Below are 23,437 nucleotides of genomic sequence, written 5' to 3'. Positions count from 1 at the left end.
CAATTTTTATGCAGCATTGGAATCTCTTCCTCATTAACATTTCCTAATACAAAACTAATTAGTTAACTTTGACGTTAGTAACGCAAGGAGTAATTATGATAAAATCTTTTGGTAGTAAAGAAACAGAGAAGATATGGAACGGTGAAAGATCCAAAAAGCTTCCAAACGAAATCCAAAATATTGCCAGAAGAAAATTAAGAATGATTAACAACTCTCAAGATTTACAAGACCTGAGAATTCCGCCTTCGAATCGGCTGGAAAAATTAGGTGGAAACTTAAAAGAATTCTACAGTATTAGAGTTAATAAGCAATGGAGAATAATCTTCAAATGGGAAAATGGAAATTGCTTTGAAATTGAAATAACTGATTATCATTAATTTGAGATTATGGAAAAATTAGACAACATACACCCGGGTGAAGTTCTCAATGAGGAATTCTTGATACCAATGGAAATTTCGGCATATAGACTAGCTAAGGATACTTTTATACCTCAAACCAGAATTAGTAAAATTATAAAAGGACGCAGAAAGATCACTGCTGATACTGCTTTAAGATTAGCAAAATACTTCGGCACATCTGCCAAATTTTGGCTTGGTTTGCAAGACGATTTTGATATTGAAGAAGAGCGTAAAGACAAGCAGGACGAACTTAATAACATTCGACCAGCTAATATTAACGCTGCATAACATCCTGTCATAAATCATGGCAGTTAGTAGGTAAATGTGACTTTATCTCTTTGTGGATTGCCTCGCTATTTAACTGAAATTTTGATACTTTTAATCAGCCACGAATTTATACAGTGGCGTTAAGGCGAAGAATTAAGCTATTGACTGAATGATGTAATCAGTAATTTTCATACATAACATACATAGCAACTATCCAAACATTATTTTATAAGGATGATTTTCGCGCAAAAATCAGTGTTTTGTCATAAAATTACTCCTTTTAAATTACGTCCTACCTAATGAAAGTGAGAGCTTTCAAACTTGCATAAGCCAATATTTTTAAGCTATTTCAAAGCTGTTAAAAAATTAAGTGTATGATCAATAATATTAAGAAGAGTGTTCAAAGTTTTATTACTTCATTAAAGCCAAGATATGCTGTTGAAGTAGATTTGTATCACGTTATCCCTGGTGTACCTGTGAAATCTAACAAGGAGCGTCATGATTTTGACAAGGGAGAGTTTCAACAAGCCAAAACCTTTTTTGACAAAGCTATTGTTAAGACCTCTGATCTAAAGCTAGCACCTGCTGAAATTAAATTGATAAAAGGTAAGAAAAAAGTTCTAGAATTTAAGCATTTTGGCCCCGTAGATGACATTAGGCCGTCAAAACGTAAAAGAAGATAATATTTTCAATCACTTGTTGAATAAAAAACCTTCATTGAAAAATGAAGGTTTTTTATGTCAAAGTTAAATTTACTTCTTCTTAAACTCAGTAATCGTTTTCTCAATGATATCACAACATTCGTTGATCTGCTCTTCAGTAATTACTAAAGGTGGCGCAAATCGGATAATGTTACCATGAGTTGGTTTTGCTAATAATCCATTTTCTTTTAATGCCATACAGATATCCCAAGCTGTAGAGCTATCTTCTGAATCATTGATCACTATGGCATTTAATAAACCTTTACCACGAACTAAGGTCACCAAATCAGATTTCTCGATGAACTTTTGCATACGCTCCCTGAATAATTCACCTAATTTACGAGCATTTTGAGCTAGTTTCTCATCTTTAACAACGTCAAGTGCAGTTACAGCAACTGCAGTTCCTAATGGGTTACCTCCAAAAGTAGAACCATGCGTACCTGGTGTTAGTACTTCCATAATAGGATCATTTGCTAAAACTGCCGATACAGGATAGAATCCTCCTGATAGTGCTTTACCTAATATTAAAATATCGGGTTCAACATAAGTAGACTGCTTTTCGCAATGCCCCTGGCAAGTACAGTCTCCACAAACTGCTAATAAACTACCGGTTCTCGCAATACCGGTTTGAATTTCATCTGCAATGAACAATACATTATGCTTTTTACAGATCTCCTTACATTTTTTCATGTAATCATTATCCGGTCTGTAAACCCCAGCTTCACCTTGAATTGGTTCTACTAAAAACCCAACAATATTATCTTCGCCCTGTAAAATTTTCTCTAAGGCATCAGAGTCGTTATATGGTATTTTTACGAAGCCAGGAGTATAAGGTCCAAAATGATTTTTAGCAGTATCATCACTTGAGAATGAAAGGATAGTTGTAGTTCTTCCGTGGAAATTTTGTTCTGCTACAATTATTTTACCAGCATTAGGTGAGATCCCATTTTTCTCATAGGCCCATTTTCTGGCAATTTTTAATGCAGATTCTACAGCTTCAGCACCAGAGTTCATCGCTAATACCTTATCGAAACCGAAGTATTCACTCACATATTTCTCAAAAGGACCTAATATGTTATTATAAAATGCTCTTGAAGTAAGCGTTAAAGTTTCTGCTTGTTTTTTAAGTGTTTCTAATATTCTTGGATGACTGTGTCCTTGGTTCACTGCACTATATGAAGATAAAAAGTCATAATATTTTTTACCTTCAACATCCCATAGGAAAACACCATCACCTTTAGCCAATACCGCTGGTAAAGGATGATAATTATGAGCCCCATACTTATCTTCCATCTCAATGGCTTGTTGACTACTCTTGATTTCTTCCATCATAACATTTAAATGTTTAAAAATTCTTAAATTGCACACTCTTATAAATGTAAAACTAACAAAACAGGACGGCAATCCCTTAGAATTCCAAAAAAATAGCTGGTATTTTTAAGGTAAGGTTTGTGATTATCAAAATATTGCCGATATTTGCAAACCAATTTTAAATCGACAACAAAAATAATTTAAATAGATATGGCACGAGTTTGTCAAATTACCGGAAAGAGACCTCAGGTGGGAAATAATGTTTCTCACTCCAACAATAAAACCAAAAGAAGATTCTTGCCAAACTTGCAGAAGAAAAGGTTTTACATTCCTGAGGAGGATAAGTGGATCACGTTAAAAGTGTCAGCTAGCGCAATCAGAACCATTAACAAAAATGGTATCACTTCAGTTTTGAAGAAGGCACGTGAAAACGGTAATGTATTAGTATAATTTTCTATTGCTCAAAATTTAAAGCACAATGGCTAAGAAAGGAAATAGAGTCCAAGTAATATTAGAATGTACAGAGCATAAAGAAACTGGTGCTCCAGGTACTTCTCGTTACATCACGACTAAAAACAGAAAAAACACAACAGAAAGATTGGAGTTGAAAAAATATAACCCGATCTTAAAGAAATATACTGTTCACAAAGAAATTAAGTAATCATGGCTAAGAAAGTAGTTGCAACTTTAAAAGATAAAGACGCTAAAGGTTACGCTAAAGTAATCAAAGCAGTAAAGTCTAAAAACGGAGGTTATTCATTCCGTGAAGAAATGGTACCTTTGGATATGGCCAAAGAGGCACTTAAAAAATAATTGTAGTTTTTAAGGTTAAAATTGATTTAAGTCCCTCATTAGGGACTTTTTTTGTTTATACCCTTTTACAACTATTCTTTTATATACTTTAGGTCAATATTTTCGTATTATTGTAAGCGGTTAAATAGCCCCGCATCTATAACATAAGTGGTATGAGTATTTTCAAAATTTTTTCCAAAGAGAAAAAAGAATCTTTAGACAAAGGTTTAGAGAAAACAAAAGAGAGTTTTTTTACTAAACTAGGACGTTCAGTTGTCGGTAAATCCCAAGTGGATGAAGATGTATTGGATGAATTGGAGGAAATTTTAATTAGCTCAGATCTTGGCGTTAATACCACTGTTAAGATTATTGATCGTATTGAAGAAAGAGTAGCTCGCGATAAATATTTGGGTACTGATGAATTAGATAAAATTCTAAGAGAAGAAATAGCGGGTCTTTTGGAAGAAAATAATACGGAAGATTTAAAAGATTTTTCTTTACCTCAAAATATTAAAAAGCCTTATGTTTTATTAGTGGTAGGGGTTAACGGGGTAGGTAAAACTACAACGATTGGGAAGCTTGCTGCTCAATATAAAAAGCAAGATAAAAAGGTAGTTTTAGGAGCTGCAGATACCTTTAGAGCGGCTGCTGTAGATCAGCTAAAAATGTGGGGAGACAGAATTGGTGTGCCAGTTGTTTCCCATGGTATGAATACAGATCCTGCATCCGTAGCATTTGATGCAGTTAAACAAGGAGTTGCAGAGGAGGCTGATATCGTAATCATCGATACTGCTGGAAGGTTACATACAAAAGTGAATTTAATGAACGAATTATCTAAGATTAAAAGGGTAATTCAAAAGTTCGTTAGTGAAGCGCCACATGAAGTTTTATTGGTATTGGATGGCTCAACCGGCCAAAATGCCATGATCCAAGCTCGTGAATTTACGAAAGCTACAGAAGTAACAGCATTAGCCATCACAAAACTGGATGGAACCGCAAAAGGAGGTGTGGTAATAGGGATCTCTGAAGAATTCAAAATTCCAGTAAAATATATAGGTGTAGGCGAGAAAGTGGAAGATCTTCAGGTGTTTAATAAAATGGAGTTCGTGGATTCATTCTTTAAAAGAGTTTAACGAGGCTTTTCCATTAATTTTTTCTCTTTCCATTTAATTCTGTATACTAGATAGTAATTGAAAGTCCAGCGATTATCAAATTCTGCTCGGCCAAAACCTGGTATATCGTAAGTTCGGAATTGGTCCGCATTTACAATTCTTCGATTAAGCTGTATTCTGAAGTTATACCCCATATAAAGGTTTTTCAAAATCATTACTCGTAACCCAGCAGTCATTTCAATCCAGCTTGCCTTAACATTTTTATTGGTTAAGCTTTCTTCATATAATCCGTAAAAAGGATTAGTGATATTGGTAATTAAAGTCTCAGAAAAATTAGATTTAGCATATCTTAAGCCGAATGTTAAAGTGTTATGGTCTGGGTCATATTGTAAGAAGTCAGCTTCTAAACCAATTCTGTAATAACTCCCTTCATTGCTGTAAGTAAATTCCTCACCGCTGTTTTGATATTCGTTGATCCCATATGATCCTACCAAATAAATTCTGTGAAAGTCGATGTCTCCTTGAAATTCGTAACGTGTACGTTTATCACCAAAAGCATTGACTCCTAAAGCAACCAAATCCGTTCCCACTCTTAGGCCCGTTGGGATATAAAAGGATTTAGGAACTTTTGGCTTCTGGATTTTAGCAAGTTCTTTTTTTACAGAATCAGATTCCTGTTCTGTAGCTTCTTGAGCAAAAACTGCAACGCTCAAAAAACTAAAAAATATAAAGCTTAATATTAGGCGCATTTACAGTTCTTTTTAAAGTATCATTTACAATTACTAATGAATCGAATGTTTGGAAAGTAGTATCCATACCGACAAACTCTAAGTCAATGCCACATTCAGGAGAGTCAACAGCATTTCTTGTTTCATAATTGAATTCAATGCTATCCACAAACGGGCCATAATAAAAGTAAAAGCTGGTTTGATTTGACCCTGGATTAAGTGGAAGTTCAAAAATACTTAAGGTATCACTTTGAAAAAATGTGCTGTCGGATTCAGGGCTAACAATACTATCGAAAATAACTTGAACTTGTTCTTCTTCACCTTCTTCTATTGTAAAGGTTTGAAAAGTAACAAAATCAACATTTAAGGTATTGCAGTTGCTATCTACATCACAAGCAAAAATGCTGAATATAAGTGCTATTAGAATGCTTTTCTTGATCATTGACTTCATTGGCCTGCAAAGATATTCAATATTCTGACAAGCTAAACCCAATATTAGATAATTGCGTGCAATTCATCACATATGAAAACAATTCCTCTAATAATTGATTAACTTTGCATCTTTAAATTTAACCTATTTTAAAATTACTTCTTTGGAATACTAGATGAAACAAATTTTAAGCCAAAGAGTAATTTTTTGGGTACAATATTAAAGAGGAGAAATTTTGAAGACGAAAGGATTAAAGAAAGATAAGGTAAATGTAGTCACATTAGGCTGCTCAAAAAACTTAGTAGATTCTGAGGTAATGATTACCCAGCTTAGGGGTAACGATATAGATGTGTCACATGAATCCGAAAAGGATGATTCTAATATTATAGTAGTAAATACCTGTGGATTCATAGATAATGCAAAGCAGGAATCAATAGATACTATTTTACGATATGCTGACGCCAAGGAAGAAGGCCTAATTGAGAAATTATATGTGACCGGCTGCCTTTCACAACGCTACAGAGACGATTTAGAAAAGGAAATTCCACAAGTTGATGCCTTTTTTGGTACTATGGAATTGCCTTTATTACTCAAAAAATTCAAGGCGGATTATAAACATGAATTAGTGGGGGAAAGAATTACCACTACAGCTAACCATTTTGCCTACATGAAAATAGCGGAAGGTTGTGATAGACCTTGTTCTTTCTGTGCAATACCATTAATGCGTGGAAAACATGTTTCTCGACCAATTGAAGAGCTAGTAAAAGAGGCTCAAAATATGGCTAGAAATGGCACTAAAGAAATATTACTAATAGCTCAAGATTCTACCTACTATGGTTTAGATATCTACAAGAAAAGAAATTTGGCTGAATTGCTTCGCCAACTATCTGATGTGGAAGGCATAGAATGGATAAGATTACATTATGCATTCCCAACTGGTTTCCCGGAAGATATTCTAGATGTAATGGCTGAGAGAGATAATATCTGTAATTATTTAGATATGCCGCTTCAGCATGGTTCTACCAAAATGCTGAAGGCAATGAGAAGAGGGACAACCCGCGAGAAGCAAGAAGCATTAATTGAAAAAATAAGAGAGAAAGTTCCAAATATTGCATTAAGAACTACTTTAATAACAGGCCATCCTGGTGAAACGGAAGAAGATTTTCAGGAATTAATGGATTTTGTAAGAAATACAAGATTCGATCGCTTAGGTGTTTTTCCATATTCTCATGAAGAAAATACGCATGCATTTAGTTTTGAAGATGATGTTCCGGATGAAATTAAACAAGAAAGAGCGGATGCCGTAATGGAATTACAGACTCAAATTTCTGAGGAGCTTAATCAAGCTAAAATAGGAAAGTCATTCAAAGTGTTAGTGGATAGAAAAGAAGGTGGGTTTTTTGTTGGAAGAACTGAACATGATTCACCTGAAGTAGATAATGAAGTATTGATTGATGCAACGGAAAGCTATGCACGAATTGGTGATTTTGTAGAAGTGGAAATTACCGATGCTACAGAGTTTGACTTATATGGTAAATTGAAATAATAATATTTAATATGAAGGTAGGCTGTATTGATTTTTTTGAAACTGGACTTTTTGCGCCAATTTTTAATGATTTTATTAAGCAAAAAGAAGAATTAAAAAGTTTTTACCACCGCTACCCAAATGTTGAATCATTTCAAGCTCAAATAGAGGAAAAATCTGAGAGCTCTGTCAATAGAGATAAATTAGTCGAGGTTTTAGAAAAACAATATCAGACTGTTGAACAGCTTGAGGAGTTAGTACAGGATAACATTAAGAGTTTATCTGATTCAAAAACTTTCACCTTGACTACTGGACATCAGTTGAATGTATTTACAGGGCCATTATATTTCCACTTTAAAATTATAACGGTTATTAATGCTTGTAAGCAATTAAAGGCAAAATATCCGGATTATAATTTTGTACCAGTATATTGGATGGCTTCTGAAGATCATGATTTAGATGAAATCAAATCTATTCAAATTGAAGGGAAGAAATACAAATGGAATACTGAGCAGACTGGTGCCGTTGGCAGAATGGCAATTGATGGTCTGCCCGAACTAGCAAAAGAAATTGCTGGAGAAGGAAGTATTTTTGATAAAGCGTATTCCAATGCTGAAAACTTAGCAGATGCTGTTCGAGCGTATGTAAATGCTATTTATGGTGAATACGGATTGGTAGTAATAGATGCAGATGATCATGATTTAAAATCTGAATTCAAGCATGTTATAGAAGATGATGTTATAAAAAATACTGCTAATCAATTAGTGGAAGAGCGTTCTCAAGCTCTAGATAATATTGGATATAAAACACAATCTTTTCCTAGAGAGATTAATTTCTTTTATCTCAAAGATGGAGTTAGAGAAAGAATAGTGAAAGAGGAGGGTGTTTATAAAGTACTAGAAACGGATATTCAATTTAGTGAAACTGAAATAAAAGCAGAGATTGATCAGTACCCTGAGCGATTTAGCCCCAATGTTATTTTAAGACCATTATACCAGGAGTGTATCCTTCCTAATTTAGCCTATACTGGAGGTCCCGCAGAAGTAGCTTATTGGCTTCAATTGAAACCAGTTTTTGAGTACTTTAAAGTTCCTTTCCCAATATTATTGCCTAGAAATTTCGGGATGATTATACCAAATGTAATACGTCATAAAATTAAAAAATTAAAATTGGCAGATGTTGATTTGTTTACTGAAAGGGAGGAGTTGAAGAAGCAAATCACAAAAAGAATCACTTCTGTAAAATTAAATTTAAATGATGAGCGTCAGCAATTGAAGCAATTACTCGCGGATATAAAACAGTATGCTAGAGACGTTGATGTTACGCTCTCACAAATGACAGAGGCAGAAACAGAAAAAATCAGCAACTCAATCGATAAGATTGAGAAGAAAATGATGGCAGCAGAAAAGCGCAAGCATGCTGATAAAATGAGACAGACGGATGAAGTGAAGGATTATTTATTTCCTTCAAATGGTTTGCAGGAAAGAAAAGAGAACTTTCTTCCATTCTTCAAAGCCGACTCTCAATTTATTAAAGGATTGTTAAAGGCTTTTGATCCATTTAATTTGCAATTCCATATAATGAGATGGGATGGATAAAAAAACGCTTCGAAAAGTTTATTTAGAGAAAAGAAAATTTTTGAGTGAAGCAGAATATGAAAGAAGAAATATTTTGCTCTATGGTCAATTGGTAGATTTCTTTAATGAACATCCATTTAAGAGTGTACATACTTTTATCCCAATTGTTAAAAATAATGAACCAGATGTATTTCAGTTCATAAAGTATTTATGGACTAAAAAACCACAAATCAATACCATCACTAGCATTACAGATTTAAATAGCACGAAGTTATATCATTTTCAGATACATAATACTACTACTTTTATCACGAATGAGTGGGGAATCCCTGAACCTCAAGATTGCAATCAGTTTTCATTGAAAGATATTGATTGTGTATTGGTTCCCATGATTATTGGAACTAAAAGTGGACATAGAATAGGTTACGGTAAAGGATATTATGATAGATTTTTAAGCCAATGTAGTGCCAATACTAAATTTATCGGAATCAATCTTGGGCCACTTTTGGAAGGTGAAAAATTCATAAATCAATATGATGTTCCAATGGATTATATGATCACTCCTTTTGAGCGATTAAAAATCAATTGATTTTCATATTATAGAATTACTATTTCAACCCGATTTCTCAAATAAATTGAAACTTTAAAAAATTGTCTTAGTTCATAGGAATGAAAATTTAATGAGTAATTATAGAATGTCAATATCAATTGAAACTGTAAGGGTCGGGAAAGATTATTATCTGGTGAACTTTGGAGAAGTTCATGAATTTACGGTGACTAAGGCTACAGGATATAAAGATTTTGAATGTAAAGATTTAAATACGCTTGAAGCCTTTAATTTAAGTGAATTAACTGCCTACGGTAAAGGAAAGGATTTTGAATTCTACGAGTTAGAAGTATAGATTTAAACACCTTCCTCTAAATTAAAAACTCTTTTTATACTTCTCTGAGTTTTCTGATTCATCAGCATTATTAAATAATCACCAGTTCGTATTTTGAAATTATCAGCTGGATTTTTGTAAGCTGTTCTTTTTCCTTCTTCCACTCTTACCAAGCCCATAAGGATCACATTCTCATTTTTCTTCAATTCAAAAAACACTTTATTGTACTCCTGGCCGTTATAGGGGTTTTTTTCAAGCACTTTAAACTGCTTCATATCATACTCTTCATCGTTGGTAGGATAGGCCAAAATCTCTTCAGAATACAGCGCTACATCGGGCTCAAACATATAGCTTGCTAGCAGCCTGCTTGCAATTTCATTACGTGAAATGGCATGAGTTACTCCAGCACTTATGAATGTTTGCTTAAGATTCGAGTTTTCAAGTGTTACTATGAAGTTTAAGCCTGAGTATTCCTTTTTAAGATTTAGTATGTATACTAATTTTTCAGTATCATCCTCTAGGTTTATAAAAACTGTATTTGACTTCTGAATATTTACCTTTTCTAGTAATTCAAAATTTTCGTAATCAGAGTATAATACAAACAGGTTTTTGTTTTGATAAAGCTCCTTAAGTAGGTCAATGTTGTCTCTATTCCTGGTAACAATAGCTACTTTTCTTCCTGCTTTTATTAATTGATCGATAACGGTTTTACCAAAATGTGTCCAACCAATTACTACTATATGATCTTCAAAATTTGTTCCGTACATACCCAGTTTTTTATGTTCTTTAATATTTGCCATAATGGTTGAGATTTGACCAATTAATAGACCGTATACTCCTAAACTCAAAAATATTAGAATATAACCAATTGCTCTTCCGCCAGTTGAGGTGGGAACCATATCACCATAGCCAACAGTAGTTAAAGTGACAATTGAGTACCAAAATGCATCTGATAATGTCTCAATTTCCCCTTCCTCAGAGCGTAACTCAAATTCTAATAGATTAAATACTAGGAATAAGAAAATTGCTAAGAAGGCAATCAGATAATAGATAAGTCTTTTATAACTTCTAAAGCTCATTGTTATAGTTTAAGCCCAATCACTAATATATCATCAGTTTGTGGTGTGCTTCCTCTCCAATTTATAAATTCTTTTTCAATTAATGATTCTTGTTCATAAATCGGCTTTTGAGCAATCTTCTCAAGTAATAAACGAAAATTACTTTTCATATATTTCTTATTCCTGCTTCCGCCAAATTGATCTTGATATCCATCTGAGCTTAAATAAATGATATCTCCCTCATTATATTTAATTTCCTTTTTTGTAAAATCTTTTTCAGAAAGTTGTGTGCTTCCAACGCTATTTCGATCTGGTTCTATAATTGTAATATCTGAATTTTGATACAAATACAAAGGAATTTTGGTACCTGTAAATTCTAAGGTTTTCTTTTTTTTATCAATCATCAATAGGCCTATGTCTAATCCATCCGTATTAGAGCTGTTGATGTTTTCCTGATGAAGATTTTGCTGTATTTTTTGGTCTAAGAGTGATACAATTAAGTCAGGTGAAGTAATTCCGGTTTCAATCACAATTTGATTCAACAATGAATTAGCTAAAACTGTCATAAATGCACCAGGCACTCCATGACCTGTACAATCTACCAAAGCAATAGCGACCTTGTTTTCAATTTTTGTGTACCAATAAAAATCTCCACTTACGATATCTCTAGCTCTATAAAATATGAATGATTCTGGAAAAGACTCTTTTATGGTTTGTACTTGAGGTAATAATGAATCTTGAATCTGCTTTGCGTAATTGATGCTGTCTGTAATCTGTCTATTTTGTATACTAAGTTTATGACTGGTCTCTGCTAATTCTTCTTTCTGACTTTCAATTTCTTCTTTTTGTTCCTGGATTGCACTGTTCTGTTCTCTTAAGGCTTGGTTGGTTCTATTTTTTATTTTATTACGACTGTATAAAATGATGATGAGAATAATTAATAAGACAAGACCAATACCTAATGCTGCTATGAAAAATGTTCTCTGTTCGGCTCTGAGTTCTTTAATAGCATTATCTTTTTTTAACAGATCAATTTCTTGCTCTTTCTGGTCGATTTTATAAATAGCCTCTATTTCCGCAATAGATTTAATGTTTTCAGCTTTATATTTTCTTTCAGATTCAAGCATATAAAGCTTCATATAGATAAGAGCATTGTTTTTATCTCCCATTTCATCATAAATTTTTGAGAGATCCTGATAGCAATCCTTAAGTATTGGAGTTGAATTAATTTTTTGAGCTATACTAATACTATTTTTTATAACGCTAACTGATTTCTGATACTCAGATCTTGATGTGAAAACCTCACCTTTTTCAATACCTATTCTTGCTAGTAGTTCAGGCATATTTTGTGATGCTGCTAAAACCTGAGCTTTGTTTAAGTAGCTTAAAGCTTCATCAAATTGCTTATTGATTACATATATTTTGCCGATATCAAAGAAAGAGTATGCTAGACCGATTTTATCTTGGCTTACTGAATCGATCTGCATAGCGTTTTGGAAGTTCTGTAGTGCTTTTTCAGTCTCACCTATTACTAGAAAGTAATTGCCAATATTGCTGTAAGTTGTGGCTATATTATAGGGTTGAGCATTTTTTTCGGCTAATTTTAATGCCTTAAATAAATACTCTTCAGCTTTTTTATAGGAGCCTAACTCTTGGTATATAAGTCCAATAGAGTTCATGGTCACCTCTTTACCTTTTACCATCTTAAGCTCTTCCTTAATTTTTAGGGATTGAACACAATGCTGGATAGCAAGATTATACTGCTCCATATAAGTGTATATATCACACATAAGTGAAAGAAGGTTAGACTGGAGCTCTTTATTATTAGTTTGATATGCTAAATCTAAGGCAGACTCTGCAAAACTAAGAGAAGTTTTATAACGATCGAAGAAAAAGTAAATGTTGGCTAATGATGCTGCGGCTTTTGATGCTCCAATAGCATTTTCTCTATTTTTAAAAATTTCGTATGCAGAAAGAAAATATTTTTCTGTCTGATTAGATTCATCTACGATATAATAGTAGTCACCTAGATAATATTGTGCCCAAGCAAAACTATTTGTAGAAGAATCCCCGTCTGATAAAGTAATAAGTTCTTCAGCATAAAGCCGCATGGAATTAGGATCTGATGTTCTATATTCTTCACATAGACTTATTAATACATTTATTTTATCGGGTTTATTTAAATTAGATGTAAGGAGATTTTCTAAACTATCGATATTTTGAGACGATAGCGAATGGGCAAATAATAAGAATATTATGATGGGGAAATAAGCTTTCATAAAAAGATAAATATAACAATAATACTCTTATTAGAATATATATAGTACTAACTATTGTTTTAAGATTATCTAAAAAGGCGAGTTTAATACTAGTGAATATATTGCCCTATATCTCTTTCAATATTTTCTATGATTTAGCATTAAATTTAAGAACTCTCAACTAAATAATCAGAGCTTCTAAGGTAGAAGTGAGGAATATTTTGTGGATGCTTTTATTATAAGTTTACTAATTCCTCATGTAGTTTTATTACTTGCAGAATCACAGATCTACTTTCATCATTATAAATGATATGGTCAGCTAAGTTTAATCTTTTTTGATCAGAGAATTGTTTGTTCATGATGGATAGAACACTTTCTTTAGTGCGTTGTGGGTCTCTTTTTAGAGTTCGTTCTATCCTTAATTCCTGATTGGCGTGTACATTTATAGTAGCATCTAATTGTTTATATGAACCTGTTTCATATAATAGAGCTGCTTCTTTCAATACATAAGCTTTATCGGAATGCTTGTCACACCAATATTCAAAGTCTTTTGCTACTGCAGGGTGAACTAAACCATTTAAGGTTTTTAATTTTTTATCATCATTAAATACGGCTTTACTTAAATATTCTCTATTTAATTCACCATTGTTTAAATACGCTTCATTGCCAAAGTTTATAACAATCAGTTTTTTGAGTTCAGGGTCATTTGATTGTAGCCATTTGGCCCTATAATCTGCAGGATAATTCGGAACCCCTAAAAGATTAAAGACTTCACATATCAAGCTTTTACCTGCTCCAATTCCCCCTGTGATGCCTATTTTTTTCATGGCTTTTCGTATTGAAGCTTGATGCTATCAATAGTTATTTTTTTATCCTTAAGAATTTGCGGTAAGGATAGAATTATAGGTTTAGTCACGCTGTCTTTTTGACTAATTTGTTCATAATCCACAGCGAGTCTAATACTATCTAAATTGTAGTTTCCAGCTAATTCTTCCTGAATTTGGAATGAAATTCTTGCTAAACTATCATTAAAAATATAGGCATTTGAATCTTCAGGAGCATTGATCTTTTCAAACGGCAGCATTAATTCCTGTTGGATAAATTTTGACACCCTAAATTGAACATTAATCTCAACCGGATTACGATTTACTAAACTTGAACCAAAGGTTGGTAAGTAAATGTCCTCATCATATTCCGATGAGATATTCTCTTCTTCTATTTCTATTTTTAGCTCTGAAGGAACATTTTTAATAAATCTTTCAGGCCCGGTAAATATTGCGGAGTCGTGTGATTTATTAATAGCAGAGGTTATTCTGTAGTCTTGGGCCAATGATATTGTAGTACTATCAATAAACAATTTTGCTTTGGCAGATCTTAACGAATCAATTTCAATATTTAGAGTATCGGTTTCAATAAAATTTAATTGCACTTCAGTCATTTGGTCTGCAATTAAAGAATAAAGTGAGCTACCTAAAATATATTTCTGGTTTACAGGGTCTTCTAATGGAACTTCTACTGGCTCAATTGTAAACCAAAATGTCTTTCTTAATAGATTCCATCCGCCTCCGTTCACATTAATGCTTACTCTTTGCGGTAATTCTTCAACCACCACTAAAGATGAATCTTGATAGGTGAACTTTATGGGGTAACTTATTCTGGTTGAATAATTATCATTTAGCGCATTGAAAAACCAAAAAGTGGTAGCTGTGACAAAGCACAGAACTACCACTTTTATAGTATCATTTGATTGAGGTAATAATAGATTACTCAACCAATCCCATATGTTTTCAAATTGCTTCAATAAATTATTTTTCTTGAAGTTTTTTACTTTGTTCTAATGATACGGCTGATTTTTCGAAAACCATTTTTGTACCCTTATCTACTTCTAAAACAATCTTATCTTCTTCTACTTGGTACACTTTTCCGTGTAAACCACCTATCGTGACAACTGCATCACCTTTCTTAATTTCAGATATAAATTTCTTCTGATCCTTTTGCTTTTTCTGCTGCGGACGAATCATGAAGAAGTAAAAAACTAAGATTATACCACCAAATAATAATAATTGGCTCATCCATGCATTGTCGCCACCTGTTGTAGCTTGCGCTAAAATTAATTGTATCATTAAATATTATTGTTTTACGGGTCCTGCACTTGAATTGTCAGCCTTAGGCTCAACAAATGCTTTAATTGTAATATTGTTAGTAGCAGGCCAAGTGTTAGCTGTAATTCTAACTACTTTGTTATCCTGATTCTTTTTACCTCTAGAGTTATACTTTACTTCAATTTCACCTTCTTCTCCTGGAGCAATTGGCTCATTTTTAGGGTAAGATGGAACAGTACAACCGCATGATGAAGTAGCATTTGAAATAATTAAAGGTGCTTCACCCGTATTTTTGAATTTAAATACTTTGGTTACAACATCACCTTCAGTAATTGTTCCGAAGTCGTGCGTTTTTTCAGTGAATTCCATTACAGGTAATGGTCCATCGGGTTTTTGGTTAGGAGTAGAAGCTTGTGTTGTATTTTGAGATGCTGTTTTAACAGCAGTACTGTTAGCAGCGGTTCCTCCATTTCCTTCTAAAGCAGCTACTCTTCTTTCCAGGTCAGTAACACGCTTTTCTAAATCGCCATTACAAGCGCCTAGCGTTAATAATCCTACTGCCACAATTGCATATACTAAACTTTTCATAGTTAAGAATTATATTTATTAGTTGAACTTATTTTTCTTCTTTGTTTTTAATTTGACCCAATAATGCGTCAACATCAGTTAATAATTGTTCTGCTTTTTGTTTAGCTGAATTTACTACTTTCTCCCCATCGCTACGTGCACTGCTTAGTCCTAAATCTTCACCTTCAGAAATATCATTTAATAAATCCTCTAGCATTTCTTTATATTTTCCTAAGCGGTAGCTTAACTTATCTCTTGTATTCTCACCGGTATCAGGAGCGTATAAAATTCCTACTATAGCGCCTGCTGCTGCACCGGCTAAAAATGCGAATAGATTGCTTCCTCCTTTACTCATAATTTTTTCCTTTAGCTGTAAATATACTGCACATTAAAAATGATTCAAATGTACATTAAAAGTTTTTTGAATTTTACGCAAATAGACCAATCAAGTTATTTGTTGTCGATTAAACCTCTCCCACTTTTCTTGATTTTACCTTCCTTTTCAAAGCTTGCTGAGATTTTATCTAATAATCCGTTTACAAATTGTTTACTTTTTTGCGTACTGTAATTTTTAGAAAGCTCAATATACTCATTAATCGTCACTTTTACAGGGATGCTTGGGAAATTCAGCATTTCACTCACTGCCATTTTTAAAATAATCATATCTACTACGGCAATTCTATCCGATGCCCAGTTTTTAGCAAAATCTGACACTACTTTTTCATATTCACTTTCATGAGTTATGGTTTGTTGATATAAATCTTTAAAGAATTCGCTATCATCTTCCCAGTTAGCAGAAAGCTCAATTAATTCAATATGTTGTGTCATTTCATCAAACGACTTAATGCTCTTTTTTAACATCGATTTAAGAGCGGATTTATTTTCTTCCCAATAAAGGTCACGCTCAGCCATAAAGTTTGTAATGGCTTCACTTTTTAAAATTAGCTGTCTTGATATCTGGTTTAGAACCTCTACATCATCTTCAAAACTAGGATCATTTTTTAAAGTGTACTCTTTATAAAAATCTGTTTTCTTCAATTGATCTCTGTACCACTCTTGGACATCCAGCCTATCTTCTTCCCAAGTGATGTTGAAACGAGTAAACTCATTTTGCAAAGCATCATTTTCTTTCATGATTTTGATGGCCTTGTTATTATAAAGATTCAACTCACTTTCAAATACTTGTTTCCCACTATCGGCTAATCTTTTCTGCCTTTTTTCTACATCTTCTTTTGCTAAATCTGCAAATTCAATTAAAAGCTTTAGGGATAGATAGTAGTTTTCTAAAAGTTTGTTTACAGCTTCAAGCATATCCTTTTTAATAAAAGAGATATCCTTTTTTACATTAGTTTGAAATAAATCGATGGCATCACTAACTGCTGAACGAATTTCAGGATTGCTATCCTGCTCTTCTTTAATTTGATTAGATTGGTAGTTTGCCTTGAAAATTTTCTTTGCCGTTTTTGCATTTTGTTTCAAAAGCGATTTGTCTTGCACTTCCATTGAGTTTAAATCTGGAGTGAAGATTTCATCTATGTGGTCCAGCGCTAATTCAAAATTGGCATCTTCACATTTTTGAACTGCATATAGCGCTTGCATAACTTTAATTCGTAATGACCTTCTGTTCAGCATAAATCAGTAATAAAAAGAACGATAAAATAATAAAATAGGGAAGGCAGCATTCCACCTTCCCTGCAAAAATAATAATTCAATAATTAGTATGCTAATTTCACTTTGCCCATATCTGCCATTCGCTTGTCAGCAATTTCAATAGCAGCTTGGTGTGAAGTTTTGCCTTCAGCTTCGGCTTTATTCAAAATCTCTAATGATTTATCATAAATTTTTTCTGTTTGCTCTAATGCTAAAGGTTTATTGTAATTTTTCATTAACTCAGGGAAGATATTAATAATACCGCCAGCATTCACTAAGAAGTCAGGAGCATAAAATATTCCATTTTCCTGTAAAAGCTTGCCATGCTTCTTCTCGTCCGCTAATTGGTTGTTAGCAGCTCCAACGATAACATTTGCTTTTAACCTTGCTATAGTATCATCATTGATCGTTGCTCCCATTGCGCATGGAGCGTAAATATCAGCATCAACATCATAAATTTCATCTGGCTTCACAACAGTTACTTTGTGTTTATCCGTAACTCTTTTAATGTTACTTTCATTAATATCAGTAATTGTAACTTTTGCACCCTCCTCAATTAGGTGATCAACCAAATAGTGTCCTACCTGACCTACTCCTTGAACAGATATTTTCTTACCTTCAAGACTATCGCTTCCATAAGCTTTATTTACAGTAGCTTTTAAGCCCATGTAAACTCCATATGCAGTAACGGGTGAAGGATCACCACTACCATTCATTGATTCAGGTAATCCCATTACATATTTTGTTTCATATGATAAGTGAACCATATCAGCAGTACTCATATTCATATCTTCGGCAGTTATATATCTACCACCTAAGCTATCAACAAATCTCCCGAATCTTCTTAAGAAAGCTTCGTTTTTTAATTTTTTAGGATCACCTATAATTACAGCTTTTCCACCACCTAAATTAAGACCAGAAATAGCAGCTTTATACGTCATCCCTCTAGATAATCGGAGTACATCAATTAAAGCCTCCTGATCATTTTGGTAAGTCCACATTCTGGTACCCCCTAAAGCAGGACCTAAAATAGTATTATGAATAGCAATGATTGCTTTAAGGCCAGTAGGCTCATCATAGCAATAAACAACTTGCTCATGTCCCATATCAGCTATTGTATTAAAAGCTGAAAATTTATCCTGGGCTTCTTGATTTTTTAATTCTACCATCTTGGAATTAATTTAAAAATGTCTTTAGTCGTTTCTGTATCTCTTTTAGAGAAATTGTGTGCAAAAATAACTTTTATTTCTCTGCAAATCAATGTGCAGAGATTCTTGTAAATCCAACATTATTAGAGGTTTAATTTGTTTTGGTAAAATTATGAGTTGTAATACTGGTTTTTAGTAATATTAAATATTGTTATGCAGGCTAATTCAATATTTATTAAAGGAATATTGAGAGGTAAATATTTTTGAAAGAAGGAGATTTATTAATCTGAATAAATTCAAACCAATAGGAAGCTTATATATTTGTAATTCTAAATTCATCATTTTAGATGGGAAATTGTTTTGAACCATCTACCTGATCAAACGTTGATATTTTCGTGAAAGAATTAAAACACCTCAATAAATATTTAATAAAGTATAAAACCCTACTGATTTTAGGCATATTGTTTATGATAGTGTCTAATTTTTTTGCTGTGTTTCCTGCTCAGGTTGTGCGCTATGCCTTTAACTTAGTGAAGGAAAATATTGAAATGTATCGCATGTTCGAAAATTTCAATTTGCAGGATAACTACTACGAAATTTTTGCATCTGCTATTCTGATTTATGGGGGTATTATTTTGCTTTTAGCTTTAGGAAGAGGTTTTTTTCTATTCCTTGTTCGTCAGACCATTATTGTAATGTCTCGCCATATAGAGTACGATCTTAAAAATGAAATTTATAATCATTACCAAAAACTTCCTTTAAGTTTTTACAGGCGGAATAACACGGGAGATATCATGAACCGTATATCTGAGGATGTAAGTAAGGTGAGAATGTACTTAGGGCCTGCTATCATGTATTCGGTGAATTTGATTACACTTTTTTGTATTGTTATTCCAATCATGTTTTCAGTTAATGCCACTTTAACATGGTATTCATTAATTCCTCTACCATTCTTGTCCGTTAGTATTTATTTTGTGAATAATCTTATTAATAAAAGATCAGAAGAGATACAACGAAGCCAGTCACAACTTTCAACTTTAGTTCAAGAAGCATTTTCAGGAATCAGAGTATTAAAATCTTTTGTTAGAGAAGATGATTCGATAAATAATTTTAGTAAAGAGACTAATAACTATAAACACAAAGCGCTGAAATTAACATTTATTCAAGCCTTATTCTTTCCATTGATTATGGGAATGGTTGGTTTAAGCGTGATTTTGGTTGTGTATATAGGTGGGGTTGAGGTGATGAATGGAGCAATTAGTGCAGGTAATATTGCTGAATTTATTATTTATGTAAACCTTCTCACCTGGCCAGTAACCTCAGTAGGGTGGGTTACTAGTATTATTCAAAGAGCTGCTGCTTCTCAAAAAAGAGTGAATGAATTTTTGGATACCAAAACAGAAATTGTATCTAAGAAAAATATCGAAAAAGAAATTGTTGGAGATATCGTATTTGATAAGGTAAGTTTCACCTATCCTGATAGCGGTATTAAGGCATTGAAAGAGGTTAGTTTTTCGGTAAAGAAAGGAGAAACTTTGGCCGTTATTGGTACTACGGGCTCTGGAAAAAGTACGATTGCAAATCTAATTACCAGAATGTATGATCCTACATCAGGAAATATTAATATAGATGAAATTCCTATTGAAGATTATAAGGTTGAGACATTAAGAGGACAAATCGGTTATGTTCCCCAAGATGTATTTTTATTCTCAGATTCTATTAGAAACAACATCGCATTTGGTAGTGTAGAGCTCTCTGAAGAGCAGATGTTGAAAGCATCTAAAGATGCTGATTTACATAACAACATTCTTGATTTTCCTAAAGGCTATGATACTGAGTTAGGAGAGAGGGGAATTACACTTTCAGGCGGTCAGAAGCAAAGAGTGTCCATTGCAAGAGCCATTGCCCGAGATCCTAAAATCATGATCTTGGATGATGCTTTATCAGCAGTTGATACTAAAACGGAAAACGCTATTCTTAATGCGCTTAAGAAAATAATGGAAAAACGTACTAGCGTTATTATTTCTCATCGAGTTAGTTCTGCAAAATTAGCTAACTACATTATTGTTTTAGATGATGGTGTTATAGTTGAGCAAGGAACTGAACAGGAATTACTATCGCAAGAAGGGCCTTACAAAGAGCTATATCAAAAACAATTACAAGGCGAATCAGTATAATATTGATAAAGCAAACTTATTGCGTTTGTTTGAATTCATTTAAAAATTCATGATATTTGAGGAAGAAGATTTTGAGATGGAGATTACAATAAAACCAGAAAACATACTGAGATCAAATGGCTTGCGGAAAACACAAATCCGCTTAGAAATGCTTCAAATTTTTATGAATTCGAATCATGCTTTATCAGTAAATGATCTGGAGCGTGATTTAAAATCAAGCCATGATAGGGTTACTATCTATAGAGCCTTAAATTCATTTGAGGAAAATGGGATTTTACATCAAACACCAGATCCAAATGGTAATATGCGCTATGCAATGTGTTCAGATAGTTGTCCTGAACATACTCATCAAGACAAACATGCTCATTTTATTTGCGAAAAATGTCAGCAAACGTATTGTTTGGAAGATGTGAAAATTCCAGATGTGGAGTTAGAGAATGGTTATCAGCTTAATAGTATTACTTACACTATGAATGGAATTTGCAAAGAATGTCAGCTTAATTAATGTTCATCTAATAACCAATTAATAGCTTCGTCTTTGTCTTGAAAAGTTTTAAAGTCAAAACCTCTTTTTCTACAGATTGAAGCCCAGAAGCTACCTATTTCCTCAGTTCTAGGGTTGATTATTGCTGCCATTTTCACTTCTTTGAAATCAGTTAATTTTAGTTCAAAAACCTTCAAAAGATTGAATGCTTCATTATGTGGTAGCTTGAAAATGGTAAGTTGATAGTCTAATAGAATCAATTTTTTCTTAGAGCTTTGTATAGCATTATGTATTTTCTCTGCATTTTGTAAAACTGCTCCAAATTCAGTTCTCTCCCCTTGGCTGATTATATGCAGATAATGCTTTTCTTCACTTATTTTAATACTTCTTTTAAAAAAATTGGCCACAGTTGAATTGATAGTTTATAAAGCAAAATTATAGATAATTTCAGAGAATTTTGTCTAAATCCACTAATGAACTTACTAAAAACTAGTTTTTTAGTCAAAAAAATAACCCTTAATGGTAATTTAATTTATGGATGTAAGGAAATTCTTTTTCAATTTCACCAGATTCTTTCAATGATTTTGGGCTACCTGAGATAATATTTTCACCACATCTCGCGAGCCAAATTTCATCGGCTATTCCAATGGCAGTTTCCACTTGATGAGTGCTGATTAGTATAGTTTTTTGAGTTTGGTTGACTAAATTTCTTAATAGTTCTAATGTAGTATATCGGTTATTTGCATCCAGATGTACTGTGGGTTCATCTAAAAGCATAAGCTGTCCGTCCTGTGATAATGCTCTAGCAATCATTGTCTTTTGTAGCTGTCCATCACTAATTTCTGAAATGTTAGCATCTTGCAAATAAGATATGTTACAAAGCTCAATGGCTTCCTCTACCTTTTCAATATCTTTTATGTTTAGTTTTCCAGTCCAGTTGGTAAATGGATATCTCCCCATTTTCACTAAATCAAGTACACTTAAATTACTGGCCTTAATAGGATCAGTTAATACTATACTGACAATTTGAGCAAATTCTTTTGGTTTATAAGAATTGATATTTTTTTGGAGTAATGAGATTTGCCCCGCTAAGGGATCTTGAAGATTTGCTATAGTTCTTATCAATGTACTTTTACCTACGCCATTAGCTCCAAGTAATGCAATGAATTTACCCTTCTCAATTTTTAGGTTAAGGTTTTGCATTAAGCTATTGTTTGATTTACCATTACGGTATCCAATAGATAAATTTTCAGTTTGCAGTATGTATTTTAAATCAACCAAAATTTCTACTCATATTTTTTCTTCTTACAATAAGCCATATTACAACAGGAGCTCCAAATAAGGAAGTAACAGCATTAATAGGTAAAACTAAATCTGAAAATGGAACTTGAGCGATCAAGTCACAAATCAGTAATAAACATGCACCTAAAAGTAAGGTAGCAGGTATTAAAACAAAATGATTAGAACTTCTGAATAAAATCCTGCTGATATGAGGAACGGCTAATCCTAAAAATGCTATGGGGCCACAAAATGCAGTTACAATCCCCGCTAATATGCTAGTAGAGATAACTAAAAATAATCGGACATTTTTTATTCTTAACCCCATGCTTTGGGCATAATTTTCTCCCATAAGCAGTGCGTTTAAAGGCTTGGCTTGCCAATAGCCAATTGCTATTCCAATAAGTATAGTTGGGATAAATATTTTTAACTCTGACCAGCTTAAATTACCCGTTGTACCAAAGGTCCAGAACAGGAAATTTTGGATGTCCTCAGCAGTGCTGAAATATTGCATTACACTCACAATTGCTGAAGTAAATGCCCCAAACATTAAGCCTACTAAAAGTAATGACATGCTATCTTTTAGTCTGATGGAAACCAATACGACTAAAAGTAAAACAGAAAGTGAGCCTATTATGGAAGAAATAGTCATTCCCCAATAGGCTAAAGTGCCATTAACCCCTATTCCTAGGAGTACTAAAAATGCAACACCCAGACTGGCGCCAGAACTTATTCCTAATACAAAAGGTCCAGCTAATGGATTTCTAAACAAAGTTTGCATTTGTAAACCAGCAAAACCTAAAGCGGCTCCTGCGAAAATGGAGGTTAAACTTTTAGGTAGCCTGTAGGAATAAATAATATTATAAAATGCTTCGTTATCTGTGTTGTTTTGAAATATAATTGAGAACACATCAGCCAGTGAAATATTCACTGAGCCCAAACTTATAGATAGTAGGATTAGAACTATTAAGATCGGGATTATGAGCAATATTT

Annotated in this window: 28 protein-coding genes; 13 read left to right on the top strand and 15 right to left on the bottom strand. The window is 33.2% G+C overall.

What is annotated here, in order from left to right; all coding sequences use genetic code 11:
* The first annotated feature begins 95 nt into the window (after positions 1-95).
* The 3 genes from QYS48_RS05115 to QYS48_RS05105 all read left to right on the top strand — a co-directional run bounded on the left by QYS48_RS05115 (position 96) and on the right by QYS48_RS05105 (position 1,348).
* Positions 96-377 (top strand): type II toxin-antitoxin system RelE/ParE family toxin, encoded by a 282-nt coding sequence (locus QYS48_RS05115; RefSeq protein WP_302104082.1) that lies wholly within the window; start codon positions 96-98, stop codon positions 375-377.
* A 9-nt stretch (positions 378-386) separates the two neighbouring features.
* The gene (locus QYS48_RS05110; protein ID WP_302102753.1) at positions 387-686 is read left to right on the top strand and encodes a HigA family addiction module antitoxin; all 300 of its coding nucleotides are present in this window, start codon (positions 387-389) and stop codon (positions 684-686) included.
* Positions 687-1,039: 353 nt separating this feature from the next.
* A complete protein-coding gene (locus tag QYS48_RS05105) occupies positions 1,040-1,348 on the top strand; it encodes a hypothetical protein (protein ID WP_308357800.1) in 309 nt (102 codons plus the stop codon).
* Between the two features lie 69 nt (positions 1,349-1,417).
* On the opposite strand, the gene rocD is transcribed toward QYS48_RS05105, so the two are convergent.
* Complete coding sequence (gene rocD, locus QYS48_RS05100) at positions 1,418-2,698, bottom strand: ornithine--oxo-acid transaminase (RefSeq protein ID WP_302103279.1); 1,281 nt, start codon at positions 2,696-2,698, stop codon at positions 1,418-1,420.
* 189 nt (positions 2,699-2,887) lie between these two features.
* Here rocD and rpmB point away from each other — a divergent pair, with 189 nt between their 5' ends.
* From rpmB to ftsY, 4 genes are all read left to right on the top strand, one after another.
* Entirely contained in the window at positions 2,888-3,127 is a 240-nt protein-coding gene (gene rpmB / locus QYS48_RS05095; protein WP_302103280.1) for a 50S ribosomal protein L28, read from the top strand.
* A gap of 28 nt (positions 3,128-3,155) precedes the next feature.
* Positions 3,156-3,338 carry a 50S ribosomal protein L33 gene (gene rpmG / locus QYS48_RS05090; RefSeq protein WP_302103281.1) on the top strand — a complete coding sequence of 61 codons (183 nt, stop codon included), beginning with the start codon at positions 3,156-3,158 and terminating at the stop codon, positions 3,336-3,338.
* 2 nt (positions 3,339-3,340) lie between these two features.
* Positions 3,341-3,490, top strand: a complete 150-nt coding sequence (locus QYS48_RS05085; protein ID WP_302127935.1) for a DUF4295 domain-containing protein — start codon at positions 3,341-3,343, stop codon at positions 3,488-3,490.
* Between the two features lie 152 nt (positions 3,491-3,642).
* A complete protein-coding gene (gene ftsY / locus QYS48_RS05080) occupies positions 3,643-4,602 on the top strand; it encodes a signal recognition particle-docking protein FtsY (protein WP_308357799.1) in 960 nt (319 codons plus the stop codon).
* On the opposite strand, the gene QYS48_RS05075 is transcribed toward ftsY, so the two are convergent.
* Both QYS48_RS05075 and QYS48_RS05070 read right to left on the bottom strand, forming a co-directional pair.
* On the bottom strand, positions 4,599-5,294 hold the full coding sequence (locus QYS48_RS05075) for a DUF6048 family protein (RefSeq protein ID WP_308357798.1): 696 nt from the start codon (positions 5,292-5,294) through the stop codon (positions 4,599-4,601). The two genes, ftsY and QYS48_RS05075, sit on opposite strands and share 4 nt — an antisense overlap.
* A gap of 4 nt (positions 5,295-5,298) precedes the next feature.
* Positions 5,299-5,760: a DUF6452 family protein gene (locus QYS48_RS05070; protein ID WP_308357797.1), complete on the bottom strand. Its 462-nt coding sequence runs from the start codon at positions 5,758-5,760 to the stop codon at positions 5,299-5,301.
* 214 nt (positions 5,761-5,974) lie between these two features.
* Here QYS48_RS05070 and rimO point away from each other — a divergent pair, with 214 nt between their 5' ends.
* The 4 genes from rimO to QYS48_RS05050 all read left to right on the top strand — a co-directional run bounded on the left by rimO (position 5,975) and on the right by QYS48_RS05050 (position 9,743).
* Positions 5,975-7,285 carry a 30S ribosomal protein S12 methylthiotransferase RimO gene (gene rimO / locus QYS48_RS05065; protein ID WP_308357796.1) on the top strand — a complete coding sequence of 437 codons (1,311 nt, stop codon included), beginning with the start codon at positions 5,975-5,977 and terminating at the stop codon, positions 7,283-7,285.
* A gap of 11 nt (positions 7,286-7,296) precedes the next feature.
* On the top strand, positions 7,297-8,862 hold the full coding sequence (gene bshC, locus QYS48_RS05060; RefSeq protein WP_308357795.1) for a bacillithiol biosynthesis cysteine-adding enzyme BshC: 1,566 nt from the start codon (positions 7,297-7,299) through the stop codon (positions 8,860-8,862).
* Positions 8,855-9,430 carry a 5-formyltetrahydrofolate cyclo-ligase gene (locus tag QYS48_RS05055; protein ID WP_308357794.1) on the top strand — a complete coding sequence of 192 codons (576 nt, stop codon included), beginning with the start codon at positions 8,855-8,857 and terminating at the stop codon, positions 9,428-9,430. Before bshC ends, QYS48_RS05055 begins: the two co-directional genes overlap by 8 nt.
* 91 nt (positions 9,431-9,521) lie before the next feature.
* Positions 9,522-9,743, top strand: a complete 222-nt coding sequence (locus QYS48_RS05050) for a hypothetical protein (RefSeq protein ID WP_308357793.1) — start codon at positions 9,522-9,524, stop codon at positions 9,741-9,743.
* Between the two features lie 2 nt (positions 9,744-9,745).
* Here the strand turns inward: QYS48_RS05050 and QYS48_RS05045 are convergent, their stop codons facing one another.
* From QYS48_RS05045 to QYS48_RS05005, 9 genes are all read right to left on the bottom strand, one after another.
* Positions 9,746-10,801: a potassium channel family protein gene (locus QYS48_RS05045; protein WP_308357792.1), complete on the bottom strand. Its 1,056-nt coding sequence runs from the start codon at positions 10,799-10,801 to the stop codon at positions 9,746-9,748.
* Between the two features lie 2 nt (positions 10,802-10,803).
* Positions 10,804-13,059 carry a tetratricopeptide repeat protein gene (locus QYS48_RS05040; protein ID WP_308357791.1) on the bottom strand — a complete coding sequence of 752 codons (2,256 nt, stop codon included), beginning with the start codon at positions 13,057-13,059 and terminating at the stop codon, positions 10,804-10,806.
* A gap of 215 nt (positions 13,060-13,274) precedes the next feature.
* Positions 13,275-13,865 carry a dephospho-CoA kinase gene (gene coaE, locus QYS48_RS05035; RefSeq protein ID WP_308357790.1) on the bottom strand — a complete coding sequence of 197 codons (591 nt, stop codon included), beginning with the start codon at positions 13,863-13,865 and terminating at the stop codon, positions 13,275-13,277.
* Positions 13,862-14,839 (bottom strand): hypothetical protein, encoded by a 978-nt coding sequence (locus QYS48_RS05030; protein ID WP_308357789.1) that lies wholly within the window; start codon positions 14,837-14,839, stop codon positions 13,862-13,864. Before QYS48_RS05030 ends, coaE begins: the two co-directional genes overlap by 4 nt.
* A 4-nt stretch (positions 14,840-14,843) precedes the next feature.
* The gene (yajC, locus tag QYS48_RS05025) at positions 14,844-15,161 is read right to left on the bottom strand and encodes a preprotein translocase subunit YajC (protein ID WP_308357788.1); all 318 of its coding nucleotides are present in this window, start codon (positions 15,159-15,161) and stop codon (positions 14,844-14,846) included.
* Between the two features lie 6 nt (positions 15,162-15,167).
* A complete protein-coding gene (locus QYS48_RS05020; protein WP_308357787.1) occupies positions 15,168-15,728 on the bottom strand; it encodes a DUF1573 domain-containing protein in 561 nt (186 codons plus the stop codon).
* A gap of 28 nt (positions 15,729-15,756) precedes the next feature.
* Positions 15,757-16,062 (bottom strand): YtxH domain-containing protein, encoded by a 306-nt coding sequence (locus tag QYS48_RS05015; protein ID WP_308357786.1) that lies wholly within the window; start codon positions 16,060-16,062, stop codon positions 15,757-15,759.
* Positions 16,063-16,157: 95 nt separating this feature from the next.
* Complete coding sequence (nusB, locus tag QYS48_RS05010; protein ID WP_308357785.1) at positions 16,158-17,306, bottom strand: transcription antitermination factor NusB; 1,149 nt, start codon at positions 17,304-17,306, stop codon at positions 16,158-16,160.
* Between the two features lie 116 nt (positions 17,307-17,422).
* Complete coding sequence (locus QYS48_RS05005; RefSeq protein WP_308357784.1) at positions 17,423-18,526, bottom strand: Glu/Leu/Phe/Val dehydrogenase; 1,104 nt, start codon at positions 18,524-18,526, stop codon at positions 17,423-17,425.
* Positions 18,527-18,900: 374 nt separating this feature from the next.
* Here QYS48_RS05005 and QYS48_RS05000 point away from each other — a divergent pair, with 374 nt between their 5' ends.
* Positions 18,901-20,682: an ABC transporter ATP-binding protein gene (locus QYS48_RS05000; RefSeq protein ID WP_308357783.1), complete on the top strand. Its 1,782-nt coding sequence runs from the start codon at positions 18,901-18,903 to the stop codon at positions 20,680-20,682.
* A 49-nt stretch (positions 20,683-20,731) separates the two neighbouring features.
* The gene (locus QYS48_RS04995; RefSeq protein ID WP_302103299.1) at positions 20,732-21,187 is read left to right on the top strand and encodes a Fur family transcriptional regulator; all 456 of its coding nucleotides are present in this window, start codon (positions 20,732-20,734) and stop codon (positions 21,185-21,187) included.
* Here QYS48_RS04995 and QYS48_RS04990 read toward each other — a convergent pair.
* From QYS48_RS04990 to QYS48_RS04980, 3 genes are all read right to left on the bottom strand, one after another.
* On the bottom strand, positions 21,184-21,573 hold the full coding sequence (locus QYS48_RS04990) for a hypothetical protein (RefSeq protein ID WP_308357782.1): 390 nt from the start codon (positions 21,571-21,573) through the stop codon (positions 21,184-21,186). The two genes, QYS48_RS04995 and QYS48_RS04990, sit on opposite strands and share 4 nt — an antisense overlap.
* A gap of 109 nt (positions 21,574-21,682) precedes the next feature.
* Positions 21,683-22,369, bottom strand: coding sequence for an ABC transporter ATP-binding protein (locus QYS48_RS04985; RefSeq protein WP_308357781.1), 687 nt, complete (start codon positions 22,367-22,369; stop codon positions 21,683-21,685).
* Positions 22,370-22,439: 70 nt separating this feature from the next.
* Complete coding sequence (locus tag QYS48_RS04980; RefSeq protein WP_308358424.1) at positions 22,440-23,432, bottom strand: iron ABC transporter permease; 993 nt, start codon at positions 23,430-23,432, stop codon at positions 22,440-22,442.
* Positions 23,433-23,437: the final 5 nt, after the last annotated feature.

Origin of the sequence: Marivirga arenosa (assembly GCF_030503895.2) — a bacterium.
GTDB classification, from domain to species: Bacteria; Bacteroidota; Bacteroidia; order Cytophagales; family Cyclobacteriaceae; genus Marivirga; species Marivirga arenosa.
Note: the sequence above shows the minus strand (reverse complement) of the source record. Positions and strands in the feature narration are given on the sequence as shown.